25 protein-coding genes are annotated in these 26,289 nt (G+C 64.6%); 12 read left to right on the top strand and 13 right to left on the bottom strand.

Annotated elements, in window-relative coordinates:
- The 6 genes from CO669_RS35720 to CO669_RS21910 all read left to right on the top strand — a co-directional run.
- Window positions 1-904 (top strand): hypothetical protein (locus tag CO669_RS35720; RefSeq protein ID WP_198964175.1); only part of this gene is annotated, 904 nt, incomplete at its 5' end.
- Between the two features lie 90 nt (window positions 905-994).
- On the top strand, window positions 995-2,152 hold the full coding sequence (locus CO669_RS21930; RefSeq protein WP_097662007.1) for a phosphotransferase family protein: 1,158 nt from the start codon (window positions 995-997) through the stop codon (window positions 2,150-2,152).
- On the top strand, window positions 2,149-3,219 hold the full coding sequence (locus tag CO669_RS35715) for a T3SS effector HopA1 family protein (RefSeq protein ID WP_158228781.1): 1,071 nt from the start codon (window positions 2,149-2,151) through the stop codon (window positions 3,217-3,219). Before CO669_RS21930 ends, CO669_RS35715 begins: the two co-directional genes overlap by 4 nt.
- Window positions 3,216-4,556, top strand: a complete 1,341-nt coding sequence (locus tag CO669_RS21920) for a lanthionine synthetase LanC family protein (RefSeq protein WP_158228780.1) — start codon at window positions 3,216-3,218, stop codon at window positions 4,554-4,556. Before CO669_RS35715 ends, CO669_RS21920 begins: the two co-directional genes overlap by 4 nt.
- 15 nt (window positions 4,557-4,571) lie before the next feature.
- Window positions 4,572-6,095, top strand: a complete 1,524-nt coding sequence (locus CO669_RS21915; protein ID WP_097662004.1) for a S8 family serine peptidase — start codon at window positions 4,572-4,574, stop codon at window positions 6,093-6,095.
- Between the two features lie 39 nt (window positions 6,096-6,134).
- Window positions 6,135-6,365, top strand: coding sequence for a hypothetical protein (locus CO669_RS21910; RefSeq protein ID WP_097662003.1), 231 nt, complete (start codon window positions 6,135-6,137; stop codon window positions 6,363-6,365).
- Window positions 6,366-6,416: 51 nt separating this feature from the next.
- On the opposite strand, the gene CO669_RS21905 is transcribed toward CO669_RS21910, so the two are convergent.
- The 4 genes from CO669_RS21905 to CO669_RS21890 all read right to left on the bottom strand — a co-directional run bounded on the left by CO669_RS21905 (window position 6,417) and on the right by CO669_RS21890 (window position 11,532).
- The gene (locus CO669_RS21905) at window positions 6,417-8,429 is read right to left on the bottom strand and encodes a putative bifunctional diguanylate cyclase/phosphodiesterase (protein WP_198964174.1); all 2,013 of its coding nucleotides are present in this window, start codon (window positions 8,427-8,429) and stop codon (window positions 6,417-6,419) included.
- 296 nt (window positions 8,430-8,725) lie between these two features.
- A complete protein-coding gene (gene blaBJP, locus CO669_RS21900) occupies window positions 8,726-9,610 on the bottom strand; it encodes a BJP family subclass B3 metallo-beta-lactamase (protein ID WP_097662001.1) in 885 nt (294 codons plus the stop codon).
- A 152-nt stretch (window positions 9,611-9,762) separates the two neighbouring features.
- Window positions 9,763-10,038: a hypothetical protein gene (locus CO669_RS21895; protein ID WP_097662000.1), complete on the bottom strand. Its 276-nt coding sequence runs from the start codon at window positions 10,036-10,038 to the stop codon at window positions 9,763-9,765.
- A gap of 63 nt (window positions 10,039-10,101) precedes the next feature.
- Complete coding sequence (locus CO669_RS21890; protein WP_245444429.1) at window positions 10,102-11,532, bottom strand: hypothetical protein; 1,431 nt, start codon at window positions 11,530-11,532, stop codon at window positions 10,102-10,104.
- A 182-nt stretch (window positions 11,533-11,714) separates the two neighbouring features.
- Between CO669_RS21890 and CO669_RS21885 the strand changes: the two genes are divergently transcribed.
- Entirely contained in the window at window positions 11,715-12,050 is a 336-nt protein-coding gene (locus CO669_RS21885; protein ID WP_097661998.1) for a hypothetical protein, read from the top strand.
- Window positions 12,051-12,112: 62 nt separating this feature from the next.
- On the opposite strand, the gene CO669_RS21880 is transcribed toward CO669_RS21885, so the two are convergent.
- Window positions 12,113-12,385: a hypothetical protein gene (locus tag CO669_RS21880; protein ID WP_097661997.1), complete on the bottom strand. Its 273-nt coding sequence runs from the start codon at window positions 12,383-12,385 to the stop codon at window positions 12,113-12,115.
- A 156-nt stretch (window positions 12,386-12,541) separates the two neighbouring features.
- Here CO669_RS21880 and CO669_RS21875 point away from each other — a divergent pair, with 156 nt between their 5' ends.
- Window positions 12,542-13,351, top strand: a complete 810-nt coding sequence (locus CO669_RS21875) for an ABC transporter substrate-binding protein (RefSeq protein ID WP_097661996.1) — start codon at window positions 12,542-12,544, stop codon at window positions 13,349-13,351.
- Here the strand turns inward: CO669_RS21875 and CO669_RS21870 are convergent.
- Entirely contained in the window at window positions 13,325-14,023 is a 699-nt protein-coding gene (locus CO669_RS21870) for an ABC transporter permease (RefSeq protein WP_097661995.1), read from the bottom strand. The two genes, CO669_RS21875 and CO669_RS21870, sit on opposite strands and share 27 nt — an antisense overlap.
- Before the next feature lie 265 nt (window positions 14,024-14,288).
- Window positions 14,289-15,344, bottom strand: coding sequence for a phosphate ABC transporter substrate-binding protein PstS (gene pstS, locus CO669_RS21865; protein ID WP_097661994.1), 1,056 nt, complete (start codon window positions 15,342-15,344; stop codon window positions 14,289-14,291).
- A 402-nt stretch (window positions 15,345-15,746) separates the two neighbouring features.
- On the opposite strand from pstS, the gene CO669_RS21860 reads away from it, so the two are divergent.
- The 4 genes from CO669_RS21860 to CO669_RS21845 all read left to right on the top strand — a co-directional run bounded on the left by CO669_RS21860 (window position 15,747) and on the right by CO669_RS21845 (window position 20,121).
- Window positions 15,747-16,598 (top strand): 3-hydroxybutyryl-CoA dehydrogenase, encoded by an 852-nt coding sequence (locus CO669_RS21860; RefSeq protein ID WP_097661993.1) that lies wholly within the window; start codon window positions 15,747-15,749, stop codon window positions 16,596-16,598.
- Between the two features lie 295 nt (window positions 16,599-16,893).
- Entirely contained in the window at window positions 16,894-17,358 is a 465-nt protein-coding gene (locus CO669_RS21855; protein ID WP_097662026.1) for a group III truncated hemoglobin, read from the top strand.
- A 263-nt stretch (window positions 17,359-17,621) separates the two neighbouring features.
- Window positions 17,622-18,275: a QcrA and Rieske domain-containing protein gene (locus CO669_RS21850; RefSeq protein WP_097661992.1), complete on the top strand. Its 654-nt coding sequence runs from the start codon at window positions 17,622-17,624 to the stop codon at window positions 18,273-18,275.
- A gap of 118 nt (window positions 18,276-18,393) precedes the next feature.
- Complete coding sequence (locus CO669_RS21845) at window positions 18,394-20,121, top strand: methanol/ethanol family PQQ-dependent dehydrogenase (RefSeq protein ID WP_097661991.1); 1,728 nt, start codon at window positions 18,394-18,396, stop codon at window positions 20,119-20,121.
- 82 nt (window positions 20,122-20,203) lie between these two features.
- Here the strand turns inward: CO669_RS21845 and CO669_RS21840 are convergent, their stop codons facing one another.
- The 6 genes from CO669_RS21840 to CO669_RS21810 all read right to left on the bottom strand — a co-directional run bounded on the left by CO669_RS21840 (window position 20,204) and on the right by CO669_RS21810 (window position 26,256).
- Complete coding sequence (locus CO669_RS21840; RefSeq protein ID WP_097661990.1) at window positions 20,204-20,461, bottom strand: hypothetical protein; 258 nt, start codon at window positions 20,459-20,461, stop codon at window positions 20,204-20,206.
- 72 nt (window positions 20,462-20,533) lie between these two features.
- The gene (locus CO669_RS21835; RefSeq protein WP_097661989.1) at window positions 20,534-22,846 is read right to left on the bottom strand and encodes a xanthine dehydrogenase family protein molybdopterin-binding subunit; all 2,313 of its coding nucleotides are present in this window, start codon (window positions 22,844-22,846) and stop codon (window positions 20,534-20,536) included.
- Between the two features lies 1 nt (window position 22,847).
- Complete coding sequence (locus CO669_RS21830; RefSeq protein WP_094891237.1) at window positions 22,848-23,300, bottom strand: (2Fe-2S)-binding protein; 453 nt, start codon at window positions 23,298-23,300, stop codon at window positions 22,848-22,850.
- A 646-nt stretch (window positions 23,301-23,946) separates the two neighbouring features.
- The gene (gene gfa / locus CO669_RS21820; RefSeq protein WP_097661988.1) at window positions 23,947-24,510 is read right to left on the bottom strand and encodes an S-(hydroxymethyl)glutathione synthase; all 564 of its coding nucleotides are present in this window, start codon (window positions 24,508-24,510) and stop codon (window positions 23,947-23,949) included.
- A gap of 34 nt (window positions 24,511-24,544) precedes the next feature.
- Entirely contained in the window at window positions 24,545-25,654 is a 1,110-nt protein-coding gene (locus tag CO669_RS21815) for an S-(hydroxymethyl)glutathione dehydrogenase/class III alcohol dehydrogenase (protein WP_097661987.1), read from the bottom strand.
- Between the two features lie 71 nt (window positions 25,655-25,725).
- Window positions 25,726-26,256: a c-type cytochrome, methanol metabolism-related gene (locus tag CO669_RS21810; RefSeq protein WP_097661986.1), complete on the bottom strand. Its 531-nt coding sequence runs from the start codon at window positions 26,254-26,256 to the stop codon at window positions 25,726-25,728.
- Between the last annotated feature and the right edge of the window lie 33 nt (window positions 26,257-26,289).

The raw sequence follows: 26,289 nt of genomic DNA, 5'->3' as shown, positions 1-26,289 counted from the left end.
GAACTGCAACATCACGGTGTTCACGCTGTGCACGCCGGTCTGTGGCCAGGCGGCCGGGATGCCGCAGGGCGGGATGCAGCAAGGCGGCGGGATGTCACCGCAGGCGACATTCGGTCCGGTGAACTGCAACATCACGGTGTTCACGCTGTGCACGCCGGTCTGTGGCCAGGCGGCCGGGATGCCGCAGGGTGGGATGCAGCAGGGCGGCATGCAGCAAGGCGGCGGGATGTCACCCCAGGCGACGTTCGGTCCGGTGAATTGCAACATCACGGTGTTCACGCTGTGCACGCCGGTCTGCGGCCAGGCGGCCGGGATGCCGCAGGGTGAGATGCAGCAGGGCGGCGGGACGTCACCGCAGGCGACATTCGGTCCGGTGAACTGCAACATCACGGTGTTCACGCTGTGCACGCCGGTCTGTGGCCAGGCGGCCGGGATGCCGCAGGGTGGGATGCAGCAGGACGGCGGGATGTCACCGCAGGCGACATTCGGTCCGGTGAACTGCAACATCACGGTGTTTACGCTCTGCACGCCGGTTTGTGGCCAGGCGAATGGCCCGCAGGGTGGCGGTATCGGTGGTCCCGTTCATCTGATGACGATTACGCCGACCTGCAATCCGCCGACGCTGCTGACCTGTCCGAGCGTCATCGTTCATTGCCCGATCACCGTTAATCCGGGATGCCTGCGACATACCCTGATCTGTCCGGTCACCGTTGGCCCAACCTGTCCGCGACCGACGCTGACCTGCCCGATCGTGACGCTGCACTGTCCGATTCCGAGTATCGCGTGCGGCGGTCACGGCCCGTTTGGTGGGCAACAGGGACCGGGACTGGCGCCGCAAGCAACGTTTGGCCCGGTTCAGTGCAACATCACGATCTTTACGGTGTGCACGCCCGTCTGTGGCTGAGCCATTCCGCGTGGGTCGAGGACAAGTCCTCGACCCACGCAACCTCTGCATCGTCCAAAGCCGTCTGCCTCCCCGGCGCGAGGTCACTCGATGTTCCTGACAGCAAGCAACGTGTTTCACTATCTGCGGGACGTCGGCCAGCTTTCCTCGCATGACATCGTCGAAGAGAATTTCAGGGTCGTCGAGATCGGGCGGCGCAATCGCAATTTCCGTATCCTGCGCAACAGTGGCCCGTCGCTGTTCGTGAAGCAGATTCCCATCGTCCATCCGGAAACGATCGTTTCCTTTCGGCGCGAGGCGGCCGTGGCCCAGATTGCTTCGGAAGCGGCGCCGGAATCGGCCCTGAAAAAAGTGCCGCCAACGCTGCGGCGTTACGATCCGCGCGTGCACGTGCTGGTCTATGACGCGCTCGATCCCGCTGAAACACTGTCCGATCTGGTTCGGAAGGCGCAATGCGTTCCGACCACGGTGGCGCGGCGCTGGGGACGTACCCTGGCGGCCTGCCACATCGAGACCGCGCGCCCCGGCTCCCTGCTGCGGGTCGCCGCAGTGCTCAGCGGCGATCCTCCCTGGGTTCTGAGCATGGGCCAGAAGGCCGAGATGGTCATGCCGAACATGAATGGCGGGCGGCGACAGGTCGTCGACGTCATCCGGTCGCTGCCCGAGCTCTATGGAGGGCTTGCCGAGCTGAACGCCCGGTGGCGCCGCATCTGCCTCATGCATGGTGATATGAAGTGGGACAATGTCCTGCTGGTCGGCGAGAGCGGCGAGGATCGCGAGCTGCGCATCATCGACTGGGAGCTGGCCGATCTCGGAGATCCACTGTGGGACGTCGCCAGCGCCTTGTGCACGTTCGTGCAGCTTTGGCTGCTGAACCTGCCTCTGCAGCAGATGCCGGGCGACCCGCAATGGATCCTGTCTCAGGCGACGTCGCAAATTGCCGCGGTCAAGCCCCCGGCACTGGAGTTCTGGAACGGTTATTGCGAGGTCGCCCGCATCGCGATCCCGATCGACCAGAGCGAGCTGGCGCTCTCGGGCCGGCTGGTCGGCGCGCGGCTTGTCCTGCTCGCCTTCGAGCTTCTTTCGGCAGATGCGGCCGCGATCACGCCGCACGCGGCAGCCGCGCTGCAAATGGCGCGCTATTTCCTCGCAGACCCTCTCCGCGCTTGCGGCGATCTGTTCGGCATCACAGCGCAATCCATTCGCGCTCCCGCCGGTTCGATGATGAATGAGGGCTGGTTGTCATGAGCATGCCCGCAGCGTTATCCGACGACCAGCGCCTGGATGCCTTGTTGGCGAATCTCGAGATCATGTCGCCGGTACAGTTCCGGGTCGGCGGTGGCCCGCTGATGAACGCAACCAGCGTGCCGAGGCATGCGACGCCTCTTCAATCGCAAAATGGGGCCCGTGACGGCCTGACCGTGCAGTTGCGCGACGCGCTTGCCTCCGTGGTCTATTTCGTGGCCTACAGCCGGGTCTACGAAGGCGGGCCCTTCGACCTCGAGGCCCAGCAATGGCATCTGTCCCACGATGCGTCGTTCTGCACGGGGCTGCGCGCCCATAACCCCACGATCGCGCGATCGGAGCCCGGCTGGAAAGTGTTCCAGCTCGAGCAGAATGGTGCGATTCACGTGCAGAAGGGCGAAAGCGCGACAATGCTCCAACAGGGCCGGTATGCGTTCCCGGGCGGCTACGCGCGCATACCGATGATCGGCGAGTTCGTCGAAATTCCCGTGGTGCCGGACTCGCTCACCGAGCAGGCAGGAAGTTATTTCGCCTTTGGCGATACGATCGCGAGCGATTACGACTTCGCCCGCCTGACGCGCTTCTATTTCAACGCCGCTGCGGACGAGGCGTCCTGGCTCCTGACCACGGTCGGGACCCTGTTCAACCGCTACCTGATTCCATACCGGTTCAAATGCTCGGTCGATCCGGCGGGCTACAACCGCACCGACAGTGTGGTCGTCTATCTCGCTCGCCGCTTCCTGCCCATTGCGTTGCGCCTGCTGGCACCGTTGCGGGACGAGATCGCGGCGCGTCTCAGGCCCGGTACACCGCTGTTCAGCGCGCCGCTGCTGGACGGCATGGGCGGCGCGGACGATCCCGCATCCGGGGAGAGTTTCGGCCAGTCGCGCAGCCGGCTGATCGCGGACGGGATCGTCGATGCATGGGAGGCCGGTCACGCGGATCCAGCGGGCCGCCGCGCTGCGGTCGAGGCGCGATTTTCGACCAGGGGAATCAGCCTGCAGCACCCTTACCTGGCGCAGGGGCTCGTCGATCTCTATGGCTGGCCTGCCGTCAGGGGCGCGACATGATGGAACAGCCGCACAGTGCCTTGCCGGGCCGCGCCGACGTCGCCGCGAAGGTCCGCTTCCTCACCGTCGCAGATACGATCGGGCGAACGCTGGTGCGCGACGCAATCTGGCACGAGGACAGATGCAACTGGCTCATCTGGACCAAGGAGCCGGTCGGAGGTGCCTTCAGCTCGGTGTATCGCGCCGCAGGTGTCGACTTTTACCAGGGCGTCGGCGGCATCGCGCTCTTTCTTGCCCAGCTCGTCGCGTTTACGGGTGACCGGTATCAGCGTGAAACGCTGGGCGGAGCCGTGCGCCAGGTGATGGCGCGACTTCGCGAGCCCATGCAGGACCGCATCGGGCTTTATTCGGGAATGCTGGGTGCCGCAAAAGCCGTCATATCGAGCGGCGAGATCGCGGACGAAAGCGAGTGGATCGACTTTGGGCTGGAGCAGCTCGAGACCATTAGCCGTTCATCGCCCGAGCCGTCGCAGATCGATCTTCTGAGCGGATGTGCCGGAGCAATCGTGGCGCTCGTCGAGATCGCGCAACGCTACGGCCGCCAAAACTTGCTGCAGGAGGCGCATCGCCTCGCCGAATTCCTGCTGAGCAGGGCGCAGCATGCCCGAGATACCGTGTCCTGGCCGACCAATATCGGCGAAGGGCGAAACTTGCTGGGGCTTTCGCATGGCACGGCGGGCATCGCGCTCGCATTGCTCGAACTGAATGCGGTGTCTCCCGACAAGCGTTATCTCGATGCCGCACGCGGCGCGCTGCGGTACGAGCGGCAGCACTTCAATGCATTGCAGAACAACTGGCCGGACTATCGCGCGCTCCACGGCGCGCCGCACGACGCAACCTCCTTTCCGATCGCCTGGTGCCACGGCTCGACCGGAATTGGGCTGTCGCGGTTGCGCATTCGACAGCTTCTGCCGGACGATCCGCAGATACTTCCCGAGCTTGATGTCGCGATCGCCAACGCAATTCGTGCCATCAATGCGCCGATCCATCCCTTGAGCACGGACTTCAGCCTCTGTCATGGCGTGACGGGGAGCGGGGATTTTCTGCTCCTGGTCGGGATGCTCTTTGGCCGCGCCGACGGGGTCATGGCGGCGGAACGGCTCGGTGACGCCGGCATCGAGGCGTTCGACAAGCCTCGTCTGCCGTGGATCTGCGGCGTTCCGGACGCGGGGCAAACTTCGTCGCTGATGATCGGCACGGCCGGGATTGGCCACTTCTATCTGCGTCTGTACGATCCAGTCGCGGTTCCGAGCATCCTGCTTCCGATCGGCGCGAAAGGTTCCGTTGATCTCTCGGCGTCGAAGCCCGATGCACCGGTCAGACCATCAGCGAACTGAACGGGAGTGACAGCAATGGCCAAGCAGCGTTTCGTCGTTTCGCAACTGATCTCGAAATACGCGGCCGGCCAGCGCCGCACCGATGCCCTCGAGATGTTCAGCGCCCGCCTCGACCGTGTCCTGATGCCTGCCGTCAATATCGTCAGCGACACCGAAGGCGGTACCAAGGGACAAACTGAACGCCGTGTCGTCGTGTTCGAGGCCGATCCGGTCGAGGTTCAGTCGAAGGGCGCCGAACTGACCGCCGATACGATCATCGAGCCCGAATTGCTCCGCGTGCCAGCGGTCTATTATCCGGCGGGATTGTCTTTGGCTGCGGCCGAGATCGAGGGGCCGTCTCTGGGGACGGGAGCCACGCTCGATCTCTTTCTCCAGGGCGCGCGCGGCGATCCGGTTGCATCTGCCGAGGTCGTCGTCCGCTTCAACAGTACGCAAGGCGCGGCAACGTCGCTGCTGGGAGGCGGGTTCTCCAGCGCGGCGGGCAAGGTGTCGCTGCCTTTCGATCCCAATCAGTGGCGCCCGAACCTGGCCGTTGCGCAACCGGTCGGCCAGTACTGGACCGCGATCCTGCAAATGCCGCAGTCGGGACAGGCGTTTCAACTCCAGGACCTGCCGCAGAACGGACCGTCCGGCTGGTGGCACTATCTGAGCGGGCTGTCGTCGTTCCGCGCCGACGCCGGCAAGGGGATCAAGGTCGGCGTGATCGATTCCGGCGTCGGACCGCATCCCAATCTCCAGCATGCCGTTCCCATCGGCTCGTTCCTGGACGGAAACTTCGTCGCCGGCGCCGCACTGGATGCGCGAAACCACGGGACTCACGTCAGTGGAATCATCGGTGCGCGTCCGCCCCAGGGCAGCGGCGAGTTCTCGGGGATTGCTCCCGGCGCCGACCTCTACGTCGCCCGCATCTTCACCAAGGACGGCGGCGGCAACCAGGGTGACGTCGCCAACGCCATCGACGTGCTGTCGCAGCAGCATGGCGCCGACATCATCAATATGAGCATTACCGGGGCCCCGTCCAGCATCGAGCACGATGCGGTCATTGCGGCGTTCGACCGCGGAACCGTGTGCGTCTGTGCCGCCGGCAACCAGAATGGTTCTCCGGTCGGCTATCCCGCGGCCTATCCCCAATCGGTCGCGGTCTCTGCGCTGGGGATGCCGAATGCGGCGCCCGTAACCTCCTTGCCAGCCCTGAATGCGCCGACGCAACCCGACAGAAGCGGCTTTGGCGGGCTGTTCCTGGCGTCCTTCAGCAACATCGGACAGATCTATTGTGCCGCACCGGGCAACGGAATTGTGTCAACCATCCCGACCAATGCGCTGTATCCCGGACCCTATGCCGACATGTCGGGGACCTCGATGGCCTCGCCGCTGGTGGCGGGCGTGCTTGCAAATCTGCTCGAGGGGGATCAAATCTACAGGCGGATGGAGCGCAACGTTCAGCGTGCCATCTACGCGAAAACCGTTCTCGGTCGCCATGCCCTGGGAATTGGTCTCAGCTCGACCTATCAGGGATACGGGCTTGCGCGCATGGTATGACCGGGATCTCGCCGAAACGCTGGAGTTCGGATAGTTGCCATGAGTGAAGAAGTGAAGAATGTCGTTGTGGCTCCACGCCTGTCGGCGCGGGACCAGGTCCCCGGTGACTGGCAGGAGCGCATCGCGCGAACGCCGGGCATCGAGGTCGTCGGGAAGAGTGTTGGCCGGCTGCAGCTCAGAGCAACGGATCAGGCGCTGAAGGATGCGCTCTCGGAATTCGGCGATCTCCTGCACCATGAGACGACGCTTCCGCGGAATCCCGCGGACTAGCCGTCAGTCGGAAGGTGGACGGCGGGGGCGGAGCGATCGCGGACGTCATGGTCATGCGCCGGCCGCGGCCCGCATCGGTTCGCCGAGGCGCTGACGTTCGTTCGCCAGATAGTCGGCGATCGCATCGGCCGGCATGGGTTTTGCGAAATGGTAGCCCTGGATGAATTCGCAGCCCAGCCGGCGCAGGCTGTCGAGCTGGGCGCTGGTCTCGACGCCTTCGACGACGCAGGCGATCTCCATGTCGTCGCAGAGGCCCGCGAGAGACTTGATGATCTTGTGACTGACCGGATTCTCGTTGATCTCGGCGACGAAGCTGCGATCGACCTTGATCTTGTCGAGCGGCAGCCGGTGCACGTGGCTTAGCGACGAATAGCCCGTGCCGAAATCGTCCAGCGAAATGCCGCAACCCATCGCCTTCAGAGTCGCGATCGACTGCTGCGCGCGTACGAAATCGAAGGTGACGGCCGTCTCGGTGATCTCGAAATCGATCCGGCGGGGCGACAGGCCGCTTTTCTCGATGATCGAGATCAGCGGCAAAATGCCCTCGGCAGCGCAGACGTCGTGGGCGGACAGGTTGAACGACAGGCGGATGTGATCGGGCCAGGTTCTGGCCGTCGCGAGCGCGCGCGCCAGCAGCACCTGCGTCAGGGGGCGGATCAGGCCGATGCGCTCCGCGGCGGGAATGAAGTCGGCGGGAGAGACCCAGCCGAGGCGGGGGCTGTTCCAGCGCGCCAGGGTCTCGAAACCCGCGGTGTGCTCGCTCACGGCATCGACGATGGGCTGGAACACCAGCTCCATCTCGGCGCCAAAATCGGAGGTGCGCAGCAGGTTCTCGATGACGCCGCGGCTGCGGATCTCGGCTTCGAGCTCGCTCGAGAAGATCACGGTGCGGCCGCGCTGATGGCGCTTGGCGTGATAGAGCGCGTAGTCGGCGCATTCATAGAGCGCTTCCGACGTCGTCGCGGAGTCCGGGAACAAGGCAAAGCCGATCGAGCAGGACAACCCGGTATGGGCGGTGTCGAGCTGGTAGGGCAGCTTGACCTGGCCGCCGATGCGTTCGCCGAGCCGCATCAGGTCCGTGTCTTCGGGATCACCGCACACCACGAGACCGAACTCGTCGCCGCCGAGCCGTGCAAATTCCACGCGCTGCGGGCCGAAGCCCTCGCAGACCTCGCGGATGCGCTTGCCCGCCTCGATCAGGACGCGGTCGCCGACCGAGTGGCCGTAATTGTCGTTGATCGGCTTGAAGCCGTCGAGGTCGATGATGCCGACGGCGACGCGAACGTGCCTGCGCTCGGCGTCGGCAAAGGCGCTCGACAGCTCGGCGAAGAAGCGGCGGCGGTTCGGCAGCTCGGTGAGGGAATCGAGATTGGCGAGGCGGAAGTTCTCGTCCGAGAGCGCCTGCGTCGCCGCCTGCTGCGCGAGCAGAGACTTGCGGCTGGCAACGAGGTCGGCGAAGTCGCGGTAGTAGATGAACAGCACCGTCACCATCGCGCCGGAAACCAGCAGATTGTTGACGGCGATCGCCTTCAGCGTCGGCTCACCCGTGGCGAAGAAGAACAGCACGTAGGGTACGTCGACGATCAGCGTCACGATCAGCGCGGCCGAACGCAGATGCATCAGCGAGAAGATGCAGCCGATCACCGTGACCGCCATGTAGAAGGCGACCTGACTCTTGGCGAAGGGATCGCCATAGGGGTAGAGCGCGAAGGACCAGGCGGTGAAGCCGGCGCCGATCGGCAGGGTCAGCCAGTTGGTGGCGCGCAGATTGCGCAGGATGTCGGCGTCGCTGCGCACCAGGTGGCGCTGGCGCAGCCACCAATAGGTTCGCAGGCCTGCGAGCACGGTCAGCACGCTCGGCACGATCATCGTCAGCCAGTCCGGCGCCACGTTCACATAGGTGTAGGCGACGGCGATCGTGTTGCTCATCAGGATGAAGTAGAGCAGTGGGACCTGCTTGGAGAAGGCGTTGAACTGCGCGCGCATCAGATCCGGATTGTCGGCCGGAACGTGAAACAGCCGCATTGCGGCGGCGACATGAGACTTCAAATTGGCGACAGGCATTGCAATACGCGCCCCGGATCCCCTGAAAACAGGAGCGATCTTGCATAGCGGGGGTAAAGGGCGCGTTAGGTTGATCCTGCGCCAAGGGGACAGCGCGGGTTGCGCGCTACCGCATCCCTGCCGGTGGCGCGCGCTGGTGAGGCCGCATTAACGATAAGAGGCGGCCTCAGCGACCGGATCGGCCGCAAATGCCCTGCGATGTGTCCGCTACGCTTTGCTAACCATGCGCGCCGGCGCAGCGACTTGCCGCACCTCTCTCGGGTGGGGAGAGGTGCGGCAGCGGCAATCGGATGGCGCTACTTCTTCTCCAGCGCGGCGGTCTGCTTGGCGAGCTGCTTGTCGAATTCCTCCGACAGGCCCGTTGCGTAGGTCGCAAGCTCGTCCGGTTTGACGAACGGGTTTGGCGCGCCGTCCTTCACCTGCGCGCGCTTGGCCTGCATGCCATAGACTTCCGGATGGGGGCCGAGCAGCACGTCGATCTTCATCGCTTTCACTTTGGCATAGGTCGCGCGATAGTCGTCGACGATGCCTGGATAGGTCGGCTGGCCGATCAGCCGGTTCAGTGCCACCGTGCCGCTGCAGAAGAACAGCACCTCGCGGGCCTGGTCGCCGTCCTTGACGGTCATCTCCCAGCTCGTGCAGCCCGGCGAGTGGCCGGGCGTTGCATGCGCGATGAGCGTGGTGTCGCCGAGCGTGACCTTGTCGCCTTCCTTCACGACACGGTCGACCTTCACCGGCGGGAAGGCGAGGTCCTCGTTCTTCTCGTCGCCGGGATAGTAGCCGCCTTCGAGCAGCGGCTTGTCGCGCTCGCCCGCCACGAGCTGCGCGCCCGTCTCCTTCTTGATCTCGGCGAAACCGCCGGTGTGATCGAGATGGGCGTGCGAGTTGAGGATGATCTTGATGTCGGCGACGTTGAAGCCGAGCTTGGCGATGCTGTCCTTGATCGTGCCGGTGGACTGCGGCATCGCCGTATCCATCAGGATCAGGCCCTGCGATGTCTTGATGACGTAGACGGCAATGCCTTCGGTCCCGACATAGTAGATGTTGCCGATGAGCTGGAACGGCTCGAACGGAGCCGTCCATTTCTGCATGACCGCTGCCAGGAAATCCTTGATGGTCTGCGCTCGCGCGCCCGTTGCGAACAGCGCCAGCGCGCACAGCACGGCCGTGAGTGTTCTCATTACTTGTCTCCCATATTGTTCTTGTCGTTTTGATCGGGCGGACGTCGCGGCTCGACCTGCGCGCAGGTTACGTTGCAGCCGACGTTGCGGGCAACAGCTTCGCGGCAGGAAAATTGCTGGACCGCGCGGGAATAGCGCGCGACGCGGAACGCCTACCGCCCGATCGTGACGCCCGCGGTCGAGCGCAAGGCGCCTCTCAGGCTGGTCGCGTTCATGTCGTCGAGCATCTGTCGCGTCAGCACCGTGGTCTGGCCCGGCGTGTCCAGAATTCGCTCTCCGCGCGACGACGAGAGCCTGTCGGCCTTGTAGGAACCGGCCTGATCGCCGGTGGTGCGGGCCGCGACGGCATCGCGATGCCGTTGGCCTGCGAATGCCGGCTGCGAGATGCAGAAGGCGACCACGACCAGAAGCAACGAGCTGGCACGCATAGGAAATCTCCCATGTCGGAAGATCAGCCTAGCACATCGGAGCGGCGGTCGCAGGAGAAAGGATCAGGCGAGGGCGGCTTGGCGTTCGCGTGCCGGCTCGCGGGCGCGCTCGGGTTTCCCGGGCTCGGCGAGCCGTGTGAAGCTGCGATGGCTCGCCTGCGCGGGGGCCTCGACGATGACGCCCTCACAGACGATCTGTCCGCCGAGCAGCTTGAATTCCAGCTTGTCGTAGCGCGGCATCGTCTCGCCGGGCTCGGGCGGCAGGAGTCCAACGCTGCCCTGGATGTTCAGCGTGGCTTCGCCTGTGCCGTGAAGTCGCGGATTCCACATCCTGATCCCGCTTTCCGCCCAGCGCTGCCGGATCAGCGCGGCGCGATCGGCAGGCTCAGCGGGTCTCGCGCGAACCTTTGGCGCGCTGCGGACCTCCGGGGACGGCGACACGAGTGCCGGAGCCGGCGCGATGTCGGTGACGACGCTCGCCGCATCGGTGGAGCCCGCGTCCACCGCGGCGACGGGCGCGGCGATCTCCACCGCAACCGGCGCGATGATGACTGCGTCGGCTGGCAAGGAAACGCTGTCGAGACGCTCCTCTGGAGCGGCCTCTGCCGGGACTTCGGCATCGGCAGATGTGACACACAGTTCGCTGACGGTCGGCTCGACGTCCACCATGACGTCGGAGGAATGATCGTCGGCGTCCACGAGGGCAGGGGCATCAAGCGCCGCACTCTCGATCTCGACGGGCAACGGCGACGCTTCCGCCGTGACGACGGGCTCGGCTTCGGCCGGAAGGGACTCGTTGCTGACGACGAGGTCGGCGGCGTCGATCGCTTCGCCGACGCCGTCGAAAGGCTCCGCGTCGCCGGACTCGACCTCAGCCGAGATCTCCACACCAGAATCGGTGCTGACGACGGGGGCGGGGACGGCCGCTGCCGTGGTTTCGATCTCGGCCACCTCGATGGCCGGGACCTCAGTCTCCTGCTCGGCGACTTCGGCGATGTCGGGTGGCGCCTCGCGGGAGGACTCCTCGCTGACGCCGGCATCCGTTGGTGATGCCGGCGGGCTCTCCGCGATGACGGAGATCGCGGTATCATCCTGGGCAGGGGAAGCGATGGCGGCGCTCTCGGCCTCGTGCTGCACCGAAACCGTGCTGGTCTCGCTGGTGTCGGTCGGCGCTGATTCCGCAAGACCTTCGACCTTGGTGCGCTCTGCCGTGATGTCTTGGGCCGCGATATCCGGGACTACGACGTCTTGGGCCGCAATGCGCTCAGCCACAATATCGTCGGCGATGACGGGCGAGACGTCTGTGGCGACCGGCGTGACGTCAAGGCTACCGTCATGCGGCACGGGCCGAAGCCGGGTGAATGCCCATTTCACCGCCGGGATACGGCGCAGCAACGATATCAGTCTCGAAAGCACTAGGAGTTGTCCAAGAGGTACTCGGCGTGAGGCAATCGCTGATTCGTCAGCAATATGAAAAACTGCCCCGCCCGTCACACCCCTGTCAATGTGGGTGAGACCAATTGCAGAACATCAGCGACGTTCGCCGCGTGTGGTGGTGACGGCACAACGTGATCAGCCATCGTGGATTCTACGGAACGACCGGTCAATGTGACAGCGACCACAGTAAGACCGCGCCGAAATCGACACGCTGTCCTTCATCGCGAAGGAGAGCAAACGTGATCCACAGGACCTGTCTGGCCGCAGTCGTCGCCGCCTTCATCAGCATGCCGGCGCTTGCGGATGAGCTGACGCCGAAAATCGCCGCTCACCTCATTCCGCCCAATGCGGAAATCCACATCTCCTGGACCAGCCCGGCGTCCGACCCTGAGGGCCGCACGATCGAGGTGGTCTGCGGCGAGGTCACCGTTCGCAACGACAGGGGCTTTTCGACGTCGTCCTTTGCGTATGTCATCGACGACGACAAGCTTTGGCTGGCCTGGAAGGTCGAGTGGATGAAAGCGCCGGAACCGCAGGGCGTCCGCCGCGTGATGAGATATTGTCCCGGCCGTTGATCGACATTGCTCGGCCTGCGGGAGGGGACGATGATCCCCTCCCGGCGTCTTCGGTCGTTCGGCTATTTGCCGGCGCCCGCGGAGCCGCCGGCCTGGCTGCCCATATTGTTGGTGTTGGTACCACCGGCGGAGGGGTGCTGCGCGCCCTTGCTGTCGCTGGCCTCGTTCTGCATGTTCGACGCGCGTCCGGTGGTCATGCCCTTGGTCGCGGGACCGCGCGACGAGGGGCCGACCTCGCCCTGACTGGACGCGCCTGGCGCGGGTTGTGTCTGCGCGAAGGCGCCGCCAATCGCAAGCGCCATGAGGCATGCGGATGCCAAGACGACAGTCTTCATCTCATTCTCCTCTGGATACAACGTCAGGACAACCTGCACGCGGAAAGGACGTTCCTAACCGGCCGTGCCGCGGCCTAGGGTATCGCGCGCGTGGGGTTCCCTGAGTTGTTCTCTCGGGGTAGTTTGGATCCTCCGGGATCTGGTGCAGGACGAGACATGAAAAGGATAGTCGCGATCGGAGCGGTTCTGCTCTGGTCCAACCTCGCTTTCGCGCAGGATCGCGCCATCACGGTGGCCTCGACCACCTCGACGGAACAATCGGGCCTGTTCGGTCATCTGCTGCCGCTGTTCGAGAAGGCCACGGGCGTGAGCGTGAAGGTCGTCGCCGTCGGCACCGGTCAGGCGCTCGACATCGGGCGGCGCGGCGATGCCGACGTGGTGTTCGTCCATGACGGGGTCGCCGAAGACAAGTTCATGTCGGAAGGGCAGGGCGTGAAGCGCTTCGACGTCATGTACAACGACTTCGTCATCATCGGCCCCAGAAGCGATCCCGCCAGGATCGCCGGCGGCAAGGACGTCACGGACGCGCTGCGCAAGATCGCAGCGGCCAGGGCGCCGTTCATTTCGCGCGGCGACAAGTCCGGCACGCACGCGGCCGAGCTGAGGCTATGGAGAGACGCGGGCGTCGATCTCGGTGCCGGCAAGGACAATTGGTACCGGGAGATCGGTCAAGGCATGGGCCCGGCGCTGAACATGGCCTCGTCGTCAAACGCCTATCTGCTGTCGGACCGCGGCACCTGGCTGTCATTCAAGAACCGGGGCGAACTCGCCATCCTGACCGAAGGAGACAAGCGCCTCTTCAATCAATACGGCGTCATGCTGGTCAATCCCGAGAAGCACCCGAACGTAAAGGTGAAGGACGGGCAGGCCTTCGTCGACTGGCTGGTATCGTCAAAGGGGCAGGATGCGATCGCCGGGTACAAGGTCGGCGGCGAGCAGCTATTTTTCCCCAACGCGTCCCACTAGCACGAAGGCGACCGTCGACACCGCCACGCTGAGCGCGAGCAGGATCAGTCCGAGTCCGAGCGCCAGCGGCAGGTCGCCCTTGCTGGTCTCCAGCGCGATCGCCGTCGTCATGGTGCGGGTGAAGCCGCGGATGTTGCCGCCGACGATGATGATGGCGCCGACTTCGGCAATGGCGCGCCCGAACGCCGCGAGAAAGGCCGTCAGCAGCGAGGTCCGGCCGAGCGCGAACAAGAGCGCCATGCTGCGGAAGACCGATAGTCCGTCGATCCGGGCGAGGTCGCCGTACTCCGCCCACAACAGGCTCGCGGGCCGATGCACCAGCGCGACCACGATCGGTGTGGCGAGCAGCGTCTGGGCGATCACCATGGCGGCCGGCGTGAACAACAGTCCGGCCACCCCGAGCGGGCCCGACCGCGACAGCAGAAGATACAGCGCGAGCCCGACCACCACCGGTGGAAGCCCGAGCAGCGCATTGGTCAGCACGATGATCACCTGCCGGCCGCGGAAACGGGTGATCGCGAGCAGGGCCCCGATCGGCGCGCCGATCATGAGGGCAATGATGCTCGCAGTCAGGCTGACGCGCACCGACAATGCGACGATGCCGAGCAGCTCGGCGTCGGCTTCGCCGATGAGCGAGAACGCAGCGCCAATGGATTGGGTGAAATCGTTCATCCGAGCCTGGGCGTCGGCGCCGGCCGGAGTGCCGCGGGGGCGTTGGCATCGGGGATGGGGAGGCGTTTCACGAAGGATTTCCTGCGAGTGGCGCAGTGCAATGCAGTGGCGCGATCGCGTTCCGCAGGCACTTGTGCTGGGCCTGCGACAGGAGGGGCGTTCCTCGCAGCAGGCCGATCACAGAATACTCACGTGGAGCAGTTTGCAAACCCGATTCGGCTGGAATTCAACGTCGCGGGCGGGAGGACGCGCGGCCTGCTCGGCATCAACGCTTGCCAGTGGCCGATGCCGAAACCGTCGAAGCTGTCCCAATGCTCTCCCGCCAATAGCGCTCGATCTGCTCAATCAAGGCGGGAGGGAGCGGAACGTAGTTGAGCGTCCGGGCCTCGGACTTGCCGTTCTCGAGGGACCAGCGGATGAAGTCGATGGCGGCTGCAGAGCGCTCCGGGAATTTCGGGGTCTTCGGCATCAGCACGAAGGTCGTCGCCGTGATCGGGTAGGCGTCTTCACCGGGTGCGTTGGTGAGGACCAGATGAAAGTCCTTTTCCGCCGTCCAGCTCGCGCTCGCGGCCGCGGCCTGGAATGACGCGGCATCGGGCACCACGTCATTGCCGGCGCTGTTCTGCACGATGCCGAAGGAAATCTTGTCGAGGCGCTGCAGCGCGTAGGTGTATTCGAGATAGCCGATCGCGCCGGGAATGAGGCCGACGAGCGAGGCGACGCCGTCATTGCCGCGGCCGCCGAGGCCGAGCGGCCATTCGACCGAGGTGCCTTCACCGACGCTTGCCTGCCATTGCGGGCTGACCTTCGAAAGATAGTTCGACCAGTTGAACGTGGTGCCGGAGCCGTCGATGCGGTGAACCACCGTGATTGGCGCTTTTGGCAAGCTGATGTCGGGATTGATCGCCGCGATCGCCGGGTCGTTCCAGGATTTGAGCTTGCCGAGGTAGATGTCGGCGAGCACCTGCCCGGTGAAGCGGATCTGGCCCGGTTTGACGCCGTCGATATTGACCACGGGGACGACGCCTCCGATCACGATCGGGAATTGCATCAGGCCAAGCCTGTCGAGCTCCTTCGGATCGAGCGGCATGTCGCTGGTCCCGAAATCGACGGCGTCGGTCTTGATCAGGCTGAGACCGGTGCTCGAGCCGACGGCTTGATAGCTGACGATGTTTCCGGTCTTCGCCTTGTATGCGTCGGTCCATCTCGTCATCACGGGCGAGACGAAGGTCGAGCCGGCGCCTTTGATCTCGCCTGCCAAGCCTTGCGTTGCGACGAGCAGGACGGCGAGGACGAGGGGGAATGCAAAATGTTTCTTCATTTGCGCAATGCTAACGGGGTGGACGCGAGGCCGATGTGGTTGATGTCACAATCGCGCGGCGAGGCATTCGCGCTGGCCATTACGCGCTGACTGCACCACGTCGCTGGCGGCGCTGCGTCGTCCGATTGGTGGAGATCGAGAGCTGTCGGAAGCGTGCTGGGACCACCCTCGGTCCGCGGCGCGGCGCCGGAGAGGCGCAGGCGCTATCTCGGGCTCGAATTGCCCGCCAGACGGCCAAATCGGGCCTTTTCGGGCCCGGCGGCGGCTTTATTCCAGCCAAGGATGCTTTAAGGAGAGGGCGGATCAGGTCGCCGCCGCCCGCCGGCGGTGCTAGACCCTGACGCAGGAACAATGGGCCGTGCCGCGCCGGCACGCCCGCAAGGATGAGAAGGATATGAGGCAATGATCCAGACCGTTGGCATCATCGGGGCAGGGACCATGGGGAACGGCATCGCACAGATCTGCGCGGCGGCCGGGCTCTCGGTCGTGATGGTCGACATTTCCGATGCCGCCGTGAACCGCGGCCTTTCGACCGTCGGCGGCAGCCTCGAGCGCCTGGTCAAGAAGGAGAAGATGTCGGCGGCCGATCGCGAAGCGACACTCAAGCGCATCACCGGCACCACCGACCGGGCCAAGCTGTCGGATTGCGACCTGGTCATCGAGGCCGCGACCGAGAACGAGGAGCTCAAGGTCAAGATCCTGAAGGACCTCTGCGCCACCTTGTCGCCGCGCACGCTGGTCGCGACCAACACCTCGTCGATCTCGATCACCAAGCTCGCCGCCGCGACCGATCGTCCCGATCGCTTCATCGGCATGCACTTCTTCAATCCGGTGCCGGTGATGGCGCTGCTGGAATTGATCCGCGGCCTGCAGACCTCCGACGACACCCATGCCAAGGCCCTCGATTTCGCCAAGCGCGTCGGCAAGGTGGCGATCACCGCCAAGAACAGCCCGGGCTTCGCGGTCAACCGCATCCTGTGCCCGATGATCAACGAGGCGATCTTCGCGCTGCAGGAAGGAATCGCGACGGCGGAGGAGATCGACGCCGGCATGAAGCTCGGTTGCAACCATCCGATCGGACCGCTGGCGTTGGCCGATCTTGTCGGGCTCGACACCATGCTTTCGGTGATGGAGGTCTTTTACAAGGGCTTCAACGATCCCAAATATCGGCCAGCGCCGCTGCTGAAGGAGATGGTCGATGCCGGCCATCTCGGTCGCAAGACCGGGCAGGGCTTTTACAGCTACGGGGCGTGATCTCGTCATCGCGACAAAGACGGTCCCGTAGGGTGGGCAAAGCGACTTGTCCGCCGTAGCTCGAAGAGCGAAGGCGGAAGCGTGCCCACGTTCCGTGGCCGTATCGGACTGACGGTGGGCACGGCGCAAGCGCGCCTTTGCCCACCCTACCAGGCTGATCAAGATGCAGGCGCCGGGCTCGTCGTGCCCGCCGCAGGATCCCGCACTTTGCGCTACGACAAAGACGTCGCGCGCGATTGGCCCGACAATGTCGAACGGGCGGCCCCGCGGGAACAACCGAACGGATAACAAAGGCATGTCGGATCGACTGAAGGCCGAGCGCGAGGCTGCGGCCGCACGGCGGAACCTGCTGACCCAGGATGCGATCGAGCGCACCGGGATCAGCGAAGAGATGATCGGGGAGCTCGTCACCCGCTTTTATGGACGCGTGCGCGAGGATGCAGAGCTGGGGCCGGTGTTCGGCGTCGTGCAGAACTGGGACGAGCATCTCGCCAAGCTCAAGGATTTCTGGTCCTCGGTCGTGCTGATGAGCGGCCGCTATCACGGCTCGCCGATGCGGGCGCATCTGCCGCTGAGCCTGGTAGGTGGGCATTTCGACCGCTGGCTCGATCTGTTCGAGCAGACCGCGCGCGAGGTCTGCCCACCCCCGGCAGCCAGCTTGTTCATCGATAAGGCCCGCCGCATCGCCGACAGTTTCGAGATGGCATCTGCGACCGTCGCCGGTTCAATCGCTGCGCCGCGTCACGTGCTGAGGTCCTGACCTCAACCGGCTGCCTGCGGATGATGCAGCGATATCGCGCTGCGTTCGCACAGCGTCATGGATAGCGCGCTGCACCAATTCCGACATCGTCGGTCTGATCTGCAAAATCATCATGCCGATCGCGCGGTGTGATGTTGAAATTGCAAAAACGCGCTTGAATGCGTTGATGGTCTTTCAATCAACGCGAGCAAAGCCATATTGATGCGCTGCGGTGCCAATTCTTCGCCTTGTTTTCGGCAGAGTTCCAGCGCCTGCTTGTGGACATGTCCCGCGCATCGTTCACGACCAATTCCTCATCGTCCGAGAGCACCACGGAACCTGAAGCCGACGCGCGCGCCGAGCAGACGCGGCGAACGATTCTGCTTGGCGCAATCGCCACCACCGCCTGCCTCTGTTGTTCCGCGCACGCACGCGCGGACGAGGATCCGCCTGGGTCTGACGAGCGGCCCCAGAAGGGCGATGTGCTCGTCTTCTCCGAAGGCGACAAGGAGGGAAAGCTCATCACCGCGGCCGACCTGCCCGCCGGCGGACCGCCGGTGCATGCCTGGCCGAAGGATCCCAAGACATCGGTGGTGCGCAGCGCCTCCCGGCTCAACGAGATCCTGATCATCCGGCTTGATCCCGCCGAGCTCGACGACAAGACCCGCGAGCGCGCCGTCGACGGCATCATCGCCTATTCGGCGATCTGCGCCCATGCCGGCTGTCCCGTCACCGCCTGGGTGAAGAGCGATGTCGGCGACAAGGAGGTGTTCAAGTGCATGTGTCACAACTCCGAATACGACCCCCGTGCGGGCGCACAGGTCGTGTTCGGGCCGGCGCCGCGACGGCTCGCGGCGCTGCCCTTGGCGCTCTCTGACGGCTCGCTCAGCGTCGCCGGCAACTTCATCGGAAAGGTAGGTGGCGCGCAGCCGGGATGACGGACGGTGCGGGCTCGCGCCCGCGTCACGACAGGTCGTATCCGCCGACGGGCGGACGACAGGATGAACGACAAGAATTCACGACAAGAATTCAAACGGATGAAAAAGGGGAACGTCCATGACCAGGAAGCAATGGCTATTGTCCGGCTTCGTCGCTTTTACCTGTCTTGCCTCGACCGCCGCCGTGGCTGGCCCGATCGAGAATTACTCGCCCGTCACCGCGCAGCGGCTGGAAAATCCGGAGCCAAGCAACTGGATGCTCTATCGGCGCACCTATGACGGCCACGGCTACAGCCCGCTCGAACAGATCAACACCTCCAACGTCAAGAACCTCACGCCGGTCTGGACCTTTGCCACCGGCGTCGTCGAAGGCCACGAGGCGCCGCCGATCGTCAACAACGGCGTCATGTTCGTCGCGACCCCGATGGGGCAGGTGATCGCGCTGAACGCGAAGACCGGCGACGAATATTGGCGCTACAAGCGGCAGCTCCCCGACGATCTGTTCCAGCTGCACCCGACCAGCCGCGGCGTCGGCCTCTGGGAGGACAAGCTCTACCTCGCCACCACCGACGACCACGTCGTCGCGCTCGATGCCAAGACCGGCAAGGTGGTGTGGGACACCAAGGTCCAGGACTACAAGAAGGGCCAGTACATGACCCTGATGCCGCTGATCGTCGACGGCAAGGTCATCGTCGGCGGCTCCGGCGGCGAGTTCGGCGTGCGTGGCTACGTTGCCGCCTATGACGCCAAGGACGGCAAGGAGCTGTGGCGGACCTTCACCATTCCGGGCGAAGGCGAGCCGGGTCATGAGACCTGGCAGGGCGACGACTGGAAGAACGGCGGTGGCTCGGCCTGGATGACCGGCAATTACGACAAGGAGACCAAGACGATCTATTGGGGCGTCGGCAACGCTGCGCCGTGGCCCGGCGAGACCCATCCGGGCGACAATCTCTACACCTCCTCGGTGCTCGCGCTCGATCCGAACACGGGCAAGATCAAGACCCATCACCAGTATCACCAGAACGATTCCTGGGACTGGGACGAGGTCGAGGCACCGATGCTGATCGACCTGCAGCGCGACGGCAAGACCATCAAGAGCCTGGTCCATCCGGGGCGCGATGCGATCTTCTGGATACTCGAGCGCACGCCAACCAAGATCAACTACGTCGCCGGCTGGCCGTTCGTCTCCACCGACGTCTGGAAGGGCATCGAGCCCGAGAGCGGCAAGCCGATCGTCGACCCCGCGCACAAGCCGGTGATCGGCAAGCGCGTCGAGTTCTGCCCGTCGCTGTGGGGCGGCAAGGACTGGCCGTCGGCGGCGTACAGCCAGAAGACGGGTCTCGTCTACGTGCCCGCCAACGAGAATTTCTGCGGCGGCTTCACCGGCGAGAAGGTCGCCCTCAAGCCCGGCGAGCTCTGGCTCGGCACCAAGCCGGAGGACATCGGCTTGAAGACGAAGCCGGGCGCCGACCATTTCGGCGAGCTGCAGGCCTGGGATCCTGCGACGGGCAAGAAGGTGTGGCAGCACAACTTCCCGAAGTCGCAGCTGTTCGGCTCGGTGACGGCGACCGCGGGCGATCTCATCTTCGTCGGCGGCACCAATGATCGCAACTTCCGCGCCTTCAACGCCAAGACCGGCGAGCTGCTCTGGGAGCAGAAGACCAACTCCGGCATCATGGGCATGCCGGTGTCCTATGAGATCGACGGCAGCCAATACATCGCGATCCAGTCGGGATGGGGCGTGGACGCCCAGCGCATCCAGGATGCACTGGTGACCAACAACATCGGCATCGAAGCCAATGTGCCGCAAGGCGGCGTCATCTGGGTGTTCGCACTCAAGAAGTAGCTCCGCGGGCGGATCGAAGACAGCGGAGCAGCAAGGGGGGTGGCGAATGCGGCGGACGGCAACGTCCGCCGCATTCTTGTTCCTACTTCCCCGTCCGCTCCACCTTGTCCTTTTCCTTCTGATTCATCTCCTGAACCTTGGGATCGGGAGTGTGCTGCCCGGTGGTCTGGGTGGTCGAGGCGGGCGGGGCGTTGGCGTTCGGCAGCGAGTTCTGGTCGGGCGTGGCGGGGCGCGTGGCCGTGGTTGGCGGCGTCGTGTTGCCCTGGGCGAACGCGCCTGCGGCCGTCAAAAGAAAGGCGCCCGACAGCGACACTGCGAGCGCCCTTGAGATGTTGGTCATCGATCTGCTCCTGTCAGATCGATGAAAACGGCGCGAGACGGCTTGTGTTCCGTCTCGCGCTGCCGTTTCGGCTCACGCCTCCAATTGCTTGCCGATCGGAAGCGAGCGGATGCGTTTTCCCGTCGCTGCGAAGATCGCATTGATCAGCGCCGGCGCAAACGGCGGGACACCGGGCTCGCCGACGCCGCTCGGCGGCGTGTCCGGTCCGGGCGGCACGATGTAGACGTTGGTCACGACAGGAGATTCGTCGATTCTGACGACCTGGAAGTCGTCAAAATTCTTCTGCTGCACCTTGCCGTCCTTGAAGCTGATCTCGCCGTATTTGGCGAGGCTCAGTCCCATGATCGCGGCGCCCTCGATCTGCGAGGCGATCCGCTCGGGGTTGACATAGGTGCCGCAATCGATCGCGGTGTCGACCCTCGGCACCGTCAGCTTGCCCTTGTCGTCGACGGCGACCTCGACGATGGTCGCGATATAGCTGACGAAGCTGCGGTGCACGGCAATGCCGAGACCGTGGCCCTTCGGCACTTGACGGCCCCATTGCCCCTTCTCGGCGACCAGCTCGACCACCTTGCGCAGGCGCGCGGTGTCGATCGGGTAGCTGTCCTGGGGCTCGCCGTAGTTCCAGAGGTCCTTCACGTTCGGCTTGACGATGCGGGGCGAGCCGATCAGCTCGAGCAGCATGTCTTTCTGGTCGCGCCCCGTCGCCTGCGCGATCTCGCCAACCATCGACTGCACGGCGAAGGCGCGCGGAATGTTCGAGACCGAGCGGAACCAGCCGATGCGGGTATGCGCGGCTGCTTCCGGATTCTCGCAGGAGATGTTGGCGATCTCGAACGGCATGTCGGCGAGGCCCATGCCGACCTCGAACGGCGCCTGGTGCACCGTGCCGGCGGCGAAGGTCGAGGCGATGCTGGGCGCCACGCTGCGGTGGCGCCAGGCGATCACCTTGCCGCTCTTGTCGAGGCCGGCCTCGATGCGCTCGGCCGAGACGGTGTGCAGGAAGCCGTTGCGAATGTCGTCCTCCCGCGTCCACTGCACCTTCACGGGCGTGCCGAGCTCCTTCGACAGCAGGGCGGCCTCGAGCGCAAAGTCGCATTTCGACTTGCGGCCGAACCCGCCGCCGAGCAGGGTCACGTTGACGGTGACGTTGCCCTCGGGAATGCCGAGCGTCTTGGCGACGTCGTCACGGGTTCCGCCCGGGCTCTGCACCGGCGCCCAGATCTCCGCCTTGTCGCCCTTGACGTCGGCCACCGCCACCGGCGGCTCCATGCTGACATGAGCCAGATGGGGGATGTAGTACTCGCCGACGATGACCTTGTCGGCGCCCTTCAAAGCGGCGTCCGCATCGCCCTCCTGGCGCACCACGAGGCCCGGCTTGCGCGAGGCCTCCTCGAGCTCCTTGCGGAAGGCGACCGAGTCGTACTTGGCGTTGGCGCCGTCGTCCCAGACCAGCTTCAACGCGTTGCGGCCCTTGATCGCCGCGCCGGTGTTGCGGGCGATCACCGCGACGCCGCCGAGCGGCTGGAACTTTGACGGCCACGGCCATCCCTGGACCTTCATCACCTTCTCGACGCCGGGAACTTTCAGCGCCGCATCCGGATCGAACGAGACCAGCTTGCCGCCGGTCACCGGCGGACGCGCGATCACGGCATATTTCATCCCCGGTAGCCGCACATCGGCGCCGTAACGCGCCTTGCCGGTGGTGATGTCGTGGAGATCGACGATGCCGATCTGGCCCTTGGTCAAATAGCGGAAGTCCTTGGCGTCCTTGAGCTTGAGGCCTTCGATCGCGGGCACCGATTCCTTGGCGGCATCGGCGGCGAGCTCGCCGAAGCCGAGCTTGCGGCCGCTCGCGCTGTGGACGACCTCATGATTGACGGCCTTGACCTCGGTCGCCGGCACGCCCCAGCGCTTGGCCGCGGCCTGCTCCAGCATGGTGCGGGCCGAAGCGCCGATCTGGCGCATCGGAAGCAGGTAATGCCGCGTGCTGCGCGAGCCGTCGGTATCCTGGTTGCCGAACTTGACCTCGTCGCCATGGGCCTGCTGCACCTTGACCCTGGACCAGTCGGCTTCCATCTCCTCGGCCACGATCAGCGGCAGGCTGGTGCGGACGCCGGTGCCCATCTCGGAACGGTGTCCGACGATGGTGACGATGCCGTCAGGCGCGACCGAAACGAAGACGCGCGGATCGACCACGACGCCGTGCGGCATCTTGCCGGCGCCGGTCTCATAGGCAAACGCCTGGCGCGTCATCACGGGGGCGGCGAGAACGAAGCCGCCAGTGATGCCGAGCCCCTTCAGGATGCTGCGGCGCGAGACCTTCTCGATCTTGACGTGCTTTTCGAACCCACGGAGCTTGCCGGGATTGTCGATGAAATTCATGTCACACTCCCGTCGATGCGAGATGGACCGCGTTCTCGATGCGCTGGTAGCAACCGCAGCGGCAGATGTTGCCGGACATCGCCTCGCGGATCTGGTCATGCGAGGGCTTCGGGTTGTCCATCAGAAGCGCGGCGGCCTGCATGATCTGGCCGGCCTGGCAGAAGCCGCATTGCGGCACGTTGACCTGGCGCCAGGCCTTTTGCACCGGATGATCGCCGTTCGGATGCAGGCCCTCGATGGTCGTGACCTCGCGTCCGGCAACGTCGTTGATCGACGTGATGCAGGAGCGCACCGCTTCCTTGTCGACGATGACGGTGCAGCTGCCGCACAGGGCCTGGCCGCAGCCGAACTTGGTGCCGGTCAACCCGGCCTCGTCACGCAGGAACCAGAGTAGCGGGAGATCCGGGTCGCCGTCCCAGCTCTGTTCCTGGCCGTTGATCTTCACCTTGATCATGATCATCCCTCGCTCTTCATAAGCATGCCAAATTCAAAACGCGCCGATGCCAGTCGGCGCAGTGCCAGTTGTGTCGTGTCGTCGCATCATCACCCGCGATCCCGCACGGGCAGATCCCGGCAGGCGGCCGCAATGCGAATCTCGATGTCCGGATGTGTTCGATACCTCCCGTGCTTGTTCTTGGTTGATTGTATTTCGCGCGGCATCGTGACGGCCCGACCGTAGCAGGGATCGCGCCGGCCCGGCGTTCACAGCCGGGTGTTCTCACCGGGAAAAGACTGCATCGATGATTTGTCAAAAGCAGGGCGCGGCATCACGCCGCGTGAACCGCGCGTTCGCTGGCGGGCAGGTGCAACAAAAAAGGCTTCGTCCGCCAGAATGACTGCGCGGACGAAGCAAGATGCCTCAGTCGAGGGAGGGAGAAACGCAGCGGACCGGGGACTTCAAGTCGGAAGTTGGCGGCACTGCGCAGTCATTCAGAGACCAGGACTGAGGAGCTGATGCCCTCACAGACGCGTGGTACGAAGCGGCGCATCGCCGCCATGGTCTTAAAGTGCGGACCGGTCCGGCTCGCTGGCGGAGGTCGTCGCCAGCGAGCCGGGGAGGTCTGGCCGAAGCTCGGACCCGGCCAGCCCGGAGGGCTTTCCTAGGCAGCCTTGGCTTTCGCCACGTGGGTCGCGATCGCGTCCATCAGTGCCGGTGACAGGCAATCATAGGGCTCGAGCCCGATTTCCTTCAGCCGCGAACGGATGCCCGCCATCTGCTCCGGCTTCACGCCGGATTCGATCACGGAGGAGACGAAGGCGGCGAATTGCGGCGCCTGCGAACCCTGCTCCTGGAACAGCTCGGGATGGATGAAGTCGAGGCCGTAGAACGGGTGGCCCTTGTTCTCGATGCGGCCGTACATGTGCGTGCCGCAGGCCTTGCAGGCGTAGCGCTGGATCACGGCGGAGGGATCGACGATGTGGAGCTTGTCGCCGTTCTCGAGCACGGTGACGTTCTGGCGCGGCACCACGGCGACGACGGAGAACGTTGCGCCCTGCGGCTTCCAGCATTTGGTGCAGCCGCAGGCGTGGTTGTGGGCGACGTCGCCCTTGATGCCGACCTTGACCTGGTGGTCCTTGCATTTGCAGGCGAGCGTGCCGCCGGCGAAGCTGCCGCTGCCCTGTTTGAGGCCGTTGTCGATCGATGGATGGAGTGCAACAGTCATGGGTCGATCCTCCTTGGGGGTGACGTCTTCCGGTTCAGTACACGACGACGGAACGAATGGATTTGCCCTCATGCATGAGGTCAAAGCCCTTGTTGATCTCTTCGAGCTTGAGCACGTGGGTGATCATCGGATCGATCTGGATCTTTCCGTTCATGTACCAGTCCACGATCTTCGGCACGTCGGTCCGGCCGCGCGCGCCACCGAAGGCGGTGCCGCGCCAGTTGCGCCCGGTGACGAGCTGGAACGGACGGGTGGCGATCTCCTTGCCGGACTCGGCAACGCCGATGATGATCGAGGTGCCCCAGCCGCGATGGCAGGCCTCAAGTGCCTGGCGCATCACGGTGGTGTTGCCGGTGCAGTCGAAGGTGTAGTCGGCGCCGCCGTCGGTGAGGCCGACGAGATGCTGGACGATGTCGCCAGTGACCTTCTTCGGATTGACGAACTCGGTCATGCCGAACCTGCGGCCCCAATCCTCCTTGGCGTCGTTGATGTCGACACCGATAATCTTGTCGGCGCCGGCCATCTTGGCGCCCTGGATGACGTTGAGGCCGATGCCGCCGAGGCCGAACACGACCACGTTGGAGCCCGGCGTGACCTTCGCGGTGTTGACGACGGCACCGACGCCGGTGGTGACGCCGCAGCCGATGTAGCAGCTCTTGTCGAAGGGGGCGTCCTCGCGGATCTTGGCGACCGCGATCTCCGGCAGCACGGTGAAGTTCGAGAAGGTCGAGCAGCCCATGTAGTGGTAGACCGGCTTGCCCTTGTAGGAGAAGCGGCTGGTGCCGTCGGGCATCACGCCCTTGCCCTGCGTTGCGCGGATCGCGGTGCACAGATTGGTCTTCTGGCTGAGGCAGCTTTTGCACTGCCGGCATTCCGGCGTGTAGAGCGGGATGACGTGGTCACCCGGCTTCACCGAGGTCACGCCCGGGCCGATCTCGCGGATGATGCCGGCGCCCTCATGACCCAGGATCGACGGGAAAATGCCCTCGCTGTCGAAGCCGTCGAGCGTATAGGCGTCGGTATGGCAGATGCCCGTCGCCTTGATCTCGACCAGGACTTCGCCGGCCTTCGGTCCTTCCAGATCGAGCTCGACGATCTCGAGCGGCTTCTTTGCCTCGAAAGCGACGGCGGCACGTGTCTTCATCGTAAACTCCTCAGATTCTCGTCAGGCGCCAAGAGTTCGCCAAGAGTTCGTCTCGGCAGTCCTCGTAACGTTCATTTATGGCCCATGCAGGCGTCTTCGGCCTTGGTGTAGGCTTCCGTCTTCGCTTCCTTGTTGGCCGGACGCTGCCGGCCCCATGCCTCGGTGGAGCGCGCGCGCAGATAGACGTACAGGTCGTCCATGTAGCAGGCGACGTTCGGGTTATCGCCGAAGGCTGGCATCACGTTCTCCTGCGCAGTCGAGATGTTCTTGCGACCGGAGGCGACCACGCCGAGGAAATCGCCGTAGCTCATGGTCTTGACGGAATCCTTGAGCGCCGGCGCGTAGGTGGAGCCCATGCCGTCGGGTCCGTGGCAGACGTGACAGTCGGAGTGATAGCGGCGGTATCCGGAATAGGTGAACCAGTCCACGGTGCCGTCCGCGGAAATCTTGTAGGTCGGGTTTCCGTCCTTATCGAGCCACTTCCCGTCGTCTTCCTTCTTCACGGCGGTCGGGTCGCCCGGACCTTCCGCGACCGCAATTCCTCCGGACGCAACCAGGATCGTCGCAGCAATGGCAAAGCAGATTTTACGCAAGAGATTCATCCTCGAAGGAGCCCGGGGGAGACGAGCCGGCGC

The organism is Bradyrhizobium sp. Y36 (assembly GCF_002531575.1).
In the GTDB taxonomy this organism is placed as follows: Bacteria; Pseudomonadota; Alphaproteobacteria; order Rhizobiales; family Xanthobacteraceae; genus Bradyrhizobium.
The sequence above is the reverse complement of the archived record's forward strand: the minus strand, read 5'-3'. Positions and strand labels throughout refer to the sequence as shown.